At 41.4% G+C, this 6688-nt stretch carries 4 protein-coding genes and 1 pseudogene; 3 read left to right on the top strand and 2 right to left on the bottom strand.

All coding sequences use genetic code 11. The features are described 5' to 3' along the window. The 3 genes and pseudogenes from AAGC65_RS24045 to AAGC65_RS24035 all read left to right on the top strand — a co-directional run. A pseudogene (locus AAGC65_RS24045) lies at positions 1 to 551 on the top strand (SusC/RagA family TonB-linked outer membrane protein); the annotation flags it as partial. A gap of 18 nt (positions 552 to 569) precedes the next feature. After that, a complete protein-coding gene (locus AAGC65_RS24040) occupies positions 570 to 2312 on the top strand; it encodes a RagB/SusD family nutrient uptake outer membrane protein (RefSeq protein WP_343115006.1) in 1743 nt (580 codons plus the stop codon). A gap of 178 nt (positions 2313 to 2490) precedes the next feature. Continuing rightward, positions 2491 to 2970: a hypothetical protein gene (locus tag AAGC65_RS24035; RefSeq protein ID WP_343115005.1), complete on the top strand. Its 480-nt coding sequence runs from the start codon at positions 2491 to 2493 to the stop codon at positions 2968 to 2970. A 64-nt stretch (positions 2971 to 3034) separates the two neighbouring features. Here AAGC65_RS24035 and AAGC65_RS24030 read toward each other — a convergent pair whose 3' ends face one another. Further along, positions 3035 to 4498, bottom strand: a complete 1464-nt coding sequence (locus AAGC65_RS24030; RefSeq protein ID WP_343115004.1) for a RagB/SusD family nutrient uptake outer membrane protein — start codon at positions 4496 to 4498, stop codon at positions 3035 to 3037. A 27-nt stretch (positions 4499 to 4525) separates the two neighbouring features. Next, on the bottom strand, positions 4526 to 6688 hold a 2163-nt coding region (locus AAGC65_RS24025; RefSeq protein WP_343115003.1), incomplete at its 5' end, for a SusC/RagA family TonB-linked outer membrane protein.

The following is a 6688-nucleotide window of genomic DNA, read 5'->3' as shown; positions in this document are numbered from 1 at the left end:
GTATAGTACCTGCTAATAATGCCAATAATGATGATAAGCAGTTTATAGGAAATGGGTTGCCTAAATGGACAGCCTCATTAGGAAATACTTTCAGGTATGAAAACTGGGACTTGGGTATATTTCTTCGAGGTAATTTTGGCTATAAGGTTTTTAATATGCCTGCATTTTATTTGGGTACACCGGCTACTCAGGCAGATATTAACACGCTAACCTCGGCATATAACAGTAGCAGTAAGTATTCTAAACTGACCAACTCTTCTACAACATCTATAGCGTCTGATTATTTTTTAGAATCAGGTTCCTTTGTAAAGCTTGATAATATTTCCTTAGGATATTCACATCCTATATCATCTAAATATATTCATCGTATTAGAATATATGCTACCGGCCGAAACCTGCATACTTTCACAAAATACACGGGTGGTGACCCCGATCTGATACCTGTGAATGGTATAAGCCCCGGAATAAACCTCAATTCAGATGGAAACGGCACCTTGAATTATTATCCGTCAACCCTTCAATTGCTATTGGGGCTTCAGGTAACTTTTTAACCTATAATTTTTGTAAACATGAAACGCACAAAAAAATTAAGATATATAAGCTCTGGTACGGCTCTGATTGTACTATTATTAACCGGCAGTTGTACCAAGCTTGATGAAAAAGTGTATGATAAAGTTGCTGTCGATCAGTTTTTGACACGACGGGATGATGTGATACGTGATTTTTTAAGGCCTTTTGAACATGCTTATTGGAGCATTCAGGGCAACGATATTTTTGCTGTCAATGAAGACTCCTCCGATGAACTGGCCACTGTAAACCGCCAGGGCGATTGGCAGGATGGCGGTTACTACCAGCGTATGCATTACCATACCTGGACAATTAATGACGGGTTCACAAATGGCGCATGGACAGCTTTTTATCAAGGTATTACACTGGCTACAAATTCCCTGCAGGATATGGAGAATATAAAGGATCCGGGTAAATTAAACGTTACTCCTGCTGAGTTAGCTGATTTTAAAGCTGAATTAAAAACACTGCGTGCCTGGTTCAATTTAAGAGCACTTGACTTTTACCGAAATATTGAAATTATTACCGATGTCAAAACCTCAACACAAGGTAATAAACAGGTGCCGCCTCAAGAGGCCTTTAATTTTATTGAATCAGAGTTAAAGGCAGCTATTCCTGACTTGCCAACACGTGAAAGTTTAGGCGATAAGGGTATAGGAAGATGGACTAAAGCAGGTGCCGCTGCATTGCTTGTACGCTTATATTTAAACTCAAAAGTGTATACAGGGGTTGATAAATTTGCAGAGTGCGCTACAGTTTGCCAGGATATTATTAACGGTAAATATGGTTCGTATGCCTTAGATACCCGTTGGGATGCTCCCTTTGATTATACTAACAGTACAACTGCATCTGAAACCATATATGGCTTTCCTGGCAGTTTATCACGTACCCACTGGCAGTATGATGGAGGTATGTACTTTTTTGCCATGACCTATGATGCCGCTCCGCTCTATTGCGGGTTTACCGATTTTAACCAGGCTAACCCAAAATACGCACTACAACCGGGCAGAGATGTGGATAGTACAGAATATAGCTTTCAATTAGGCAAGCCATTTGTAAAGTTTCAAAAGTATCCTGATGATTATCGCCTTAAATTGTACAAAAATCTGGGTAACAGTAAAAGAGAAGGGATGTTTTTATTTGGATATTTGCCTTATCAGCATAGTGTTAACGGAAAAATAGTAACTGATACCGTGAAAGGAAACAAAGGAAATTATCCTTTGTACATCCGTGACCAGGTAGGTATGTTCCTGAATAGTAAGCCGGGCACAAAAATAGCCGATAAGGAATCAAACATGAACCATGCGGATCATAACTCAGGCGTATTCTTTTTGAAATATCCGCTTTATCCAACTCCTGATCCTAATAGGATAACCTCAGCTTATGCAGAGGTTAGGTTATCTGAAATATATTATTCACTTGCAGAGTGTAAATACAGATCGGGCGATAAACCAGGAGCTGTGACATTACTAAATGCTGTACGAGCACGTAATTACCCTGCAAATTCCCCAAGTTTATATAAAAGCGACGGAAGCCAGTTAACAGATCAGGAAATGCTTGATGAATGGGGGCGTGAGTTCTTAGGCGAGAACCGTCGTCGTACCGACCTTATTCGCTGGGGAGTATTTAGTTCAGGTAGCTGGTGGGATAAAAAACCAGATGGTGATAAGCATACTGAAATATTCCCGATCGGCAAGGATATTATGGGAGTGAACCCTCAACTGGTACAAAATCCGGGATATTAACGAGGCAATATATTATTCTAAAGCGCACAGCGAAATGAGTATGGCATAAATTACAGACTATACTCAAGCATAAAAGGTTGTTCTCGATATGATGAGGCAACCTTTTTTGTTGCTTTTCTATTATTTGAACCGTTAGTTATATCAGTATCAAGCAAAAGATATTGTTATTTTTGTAATAATGACGGATCTTAATGAATATGAATGCGAAATGCTGGATGCCGTACTGGAGGCTTTTGGCATTCCGGACAGTCTGACGCGTTTGCAATTGCTGGAACTTTTTGATCAGGATGAAACCACGGCTTTTGCTATGGTGCAGGCGTTGACCCGGGAAGGGTTTGTAGCAGAATCTGGTAAACATGGTGACTATGAATTACCGGAGAAACTTATTTTAAAACCAAAAGGCGAAAAGTTTCTGAAAGAGGGCGGTTTTACGCAACGTTACAAGCTTGAGCAGAAAAAAACGGTTGAAGTAGGTGGCACATTAGCCAAACTGCAACAGCAAAATATGCGCTTGCAGAATGTAAAGTTAGCCAATGAATCACAGATGGGTAATCTCCAAAAAACGATCAAAAATTTGCAAATACGGCAATATATTTATTTGGTTTTGATTGTGTTTGCCTTGATTATCGGTTATCTCATCGGTCACTTTACCAACTAAATATTATCAGTTAAAAAAATCCCGCTGTTTTTGCAACGGGATTTTTTTTTATAATGTTTAAATATTAATAACCAGGGTTTTGAGTTAATACCCCGCCGCTTAACTGAATCTCGGTCAGCGGAATAGGTACATGCTCATTTACACCTGTTTTAAAGCCAGGTAATAAAGCGGCTGCTCTTCCTGTTCGTACCAGTTCATAAAACCGGCGGTGTTCACCTAAAGCGGTTTCAACGCGCATTTCATGATAGATGTTGTCCAGAGTTACGCTGCTATATGCCGGCAAAATAGAATTATCAGTATTTCCTCCACTTTTTCTTGCCCTTGCCCTGATCTGGTTAACCAGGTCTGTTGCGTGTGCCGCATTGCCGCTTTGAAAAGCCGCCTCTGCTGTCCAGAGCATTACCTGGGCTAATCCGTAAACACGATCGTTAGTTGGTCCGTCACCAGCACCACCTCCATTATTGGTTGGAATTTCACTGGTAGCCAGCCAGTATTTCCTGTTCCAATAGCCAGTTTCGCTTGTTGAAGTATTGGCAACAGTGCCGTCTGGCATCTTTTCATTGTTGAATATAGCGGTTGCATGTAACCTCGGGTCGCCAGGTTCAAATTCTTTAACCAGCGATTCAGATGGAACTGTGAATCCGTATCCCCAGGTATTTCTTGGCGCGTCAAACAAGTTCAGCAAGTTGCCTACACCTTTTCCGGGAATGTTGTCATTATTCACTTCAAATATAGATTCGGGGCCGAACTCGCCGGCAAGCGTCCATATCTGGGTTACATCAGGAGCCAGTGTGTACTGCCCTGAAGTAATGATCTGATCGCCCAATTGCAAGGCTTGTGCCCATTTCTTTTCCCACATATAGGTTTCAAGCAGCAAAGCCTGTGCGGCGCCTTTGGTAGCCCGGCCACGGTCGGTAGCCGCTTGCTCTGTTTTGGTTGGTAACGCGTTTATTGCCGCATTGGCATCAGCTTCAATTTGTCCCAGAATTTGTTCCGGAGTAGCCTGAGCAACATTGAAATCGCCATTTTCCAACGGTGTGGTAACCAATGGTACTCGGCCAAATAACCTGACCAATTGCAAATAAAAATATCCGCGTAAAAATTGAGCTTCGGCAAGTACCTGCTTTTTTAATTTATCGTCCATAGAAATGGGCGGAACCTTTTGCAGAACCAGGTTGGCCAGGTAGATACCTTTAAAATTATCTCTCCAGGCATTGAATACGTATCCATTATCAGCTTTTGCTGTAAAAATTTTAAGTTGTTGAATCAGGCCCTGATCGGATGCACCGCCACCACCTTTATTGGCATCGTCAGCCATGATATCACCAAAGGATGACGGAGAATAGCCACCATAAGCTTGGTCTTTCATCATCCGGTAGGCATCGGTCACCGCTCTTACTGCATCATCGCTGGTTTTATAAAAACTTGATGTTGACTGATGCGCGGTTGGTGTTTCGTCCAGAAATTTTTTGCATCCCCCGAGGCCTGTTATAAGAACAATACTCAGAATTATATATACGTATTTCATTATTATAGCTTTTAAGTTGTACATCGGTTAAAAGGATAGGTTTGCTCCCAATGAAAGCGTTCTGCTTTGTGGATAATTACCGTTATCTATACCTAGATCCAGGCTTCCTCCGGCTCCGCTATACTGCTGCCCAATTTCCGGGTCGTAGCCGGTATATTTGGTAAACGTGAGTAGGTTTTGAGCTGAGAAGTAGAATCTTAACGACTTGATCTTTGAGCGTTCTAAAAACTTTTGCGGCAGCGTGTATCCAAAGGTTAAATTTTGCAAACGCAGATATGAACCGCTTTGCAGGTAAAAACTGGATACCCTTGAGTTATTATTAGGATCACTTGCTGTTAAGCGGGGTAGCGTGTTGCTGGTGCCCGGACCTGTCCAGCGGCCTAATGCTTCTTTTTCCATGTTGTAATTGGAGATAAAGAAACCATCGGTATAGTATTTATAAGCTGCAAGGAGTTTATTGCCGTAAACGCCAGAGAAAGCTAAATTCAGATCAAAACCTTTATAAGTAGCGCCTACATTAAAACCGTAAGTTAATTTTGGGATAGGGGAGCCCAGGAATTTTTGATCATTCTGATCAATGACTCCATCGCCATTCAAGTCTTTAAACCTGATATCGCCTGGGGCAGTACCCGATGCCTGCGTGGCATGATTTTTTACATCTTCCGGCGTTTGAAATATACCATCAGCCACATAACCGTAAAACGATGCTAAAGGCTGGCCAACTTCTGTTAATTCCGTTTGCCCTGGCTTAATATTGCCGCTATATATTTTCTCGCCGGTTTGTTCCAAACTCAAAACCTTATTTTTTACTGTAGCGAAATGAAAGCCTGCGTTAAAGTTTAAATCGCTGGTGATCTGCGTGGAATAATCAGACGAAAATTCAAAGCCTTTATTTTTCATGGTTCCGGCATTTTGACGGGGACTTTGCGTAAAACCGGATATGGAAGGGATGTTCAAAACAAGCAGCATATCGGCAGCTGTTTTTTCATAGTAATCAAACGATCCGGTTACTTTGCCGCTAAATAACTGATAATCGAAGCCAGCGTTCCATTGCTTGGTTTGTTCCCATCTGATATCCGGATTGGCCAGTCCGTTTGGTCCTGCCGTTGGTACAGCCGCTGCTGGTAACCCAATAGCGTAATATCCCGTATTGATGTTGGCAGCGTAATCATAGTATCCTAATACCGATTGGTTACCTAATTTACCCCAGCTGCCGCGAAGTTTTAAATAGTTGAGTGTTTGGGTTTTCGGAAAAAAAGATTCGTTGGTTAAATTCCAACCCAAGGCTACAGATGGGAAATTACCAAACTGGTTATTAGCACCGAATTTTGATGAACCATCACGACGAAGTGTAGCTGTTAAATAATACTTATTCTGGAAGTTATAATTGATACGGCCTATATAAGATAATAGATCCCATTGTTGTTGGCTTCCACCGGTTACCGGGTTGCTGATACCCGCATCCAAGTATTGCAAAAATGGATCATTACCCGGTTGGCCTTGGTTTTGGCCGTATACATTATTATAAGTGAACCTTTCCTCAGATACGCCGGCCAGAACATCAAAATGATGATCTTTCCCTATAGTAAAGTCATAAGTGGCGGTGTTATCCCATGTCCAGTGATTGGTTTGGTCCTTTTGCTGGTAAAGCTGCGGATTGGGATTTCTGAAATTAGGAGCAACATCATAAGTTGGGGTAAATTGCTTGTTATCTGTAAATTTAAGATCGATACTATACGATGTTTTGAGTGTTAATCCTTTTACAGGTTTATATTGCAGATAGGTATTACCCAGTAAACCCCATTGGTTGTACGGACGGTTGGCATACAGATAATGAACCTTAGCTAAGGGGTTTACAATATCCGAATATTTGGTAGCGCTATAATTACCGTCGGGATTTTTAACAGGTATAGTAGGATCTTCGGCAAAAGCATCATTGATCAAGTTACCGTTATAATCGGTTTGAACATTATGAGTTAACGACTTGTTTAGGGCAAAACTTTCACCAAATTCGAGGTTTGATTTTGGTGTGAAAACCAGGTTGTTGGATAGGTTTAACCGGTTGTAATCAGACCCAACAATGGTTCCTTGTTGTTTTAAATAACCGCCGCTTACACGGTACGTAACATTTTGGCTGCCACCGCTGAGTGCTACATTATAATTTTGCATGTAAGCGGTGCGGAATAATGC

The sequence above is a fragment of the Mucilaginibacter sp. genome, assembly GCF_039207105.1.
Classification (GTDB): Bacteria; Bacteroidota; Bacteroidia; order Sphingobacteriales; family Sphingobacteriaceae; genus Mucilaginibacter.
This window is presented reverse-complemented; position numbering and strand designations above follow the sequence as displayed.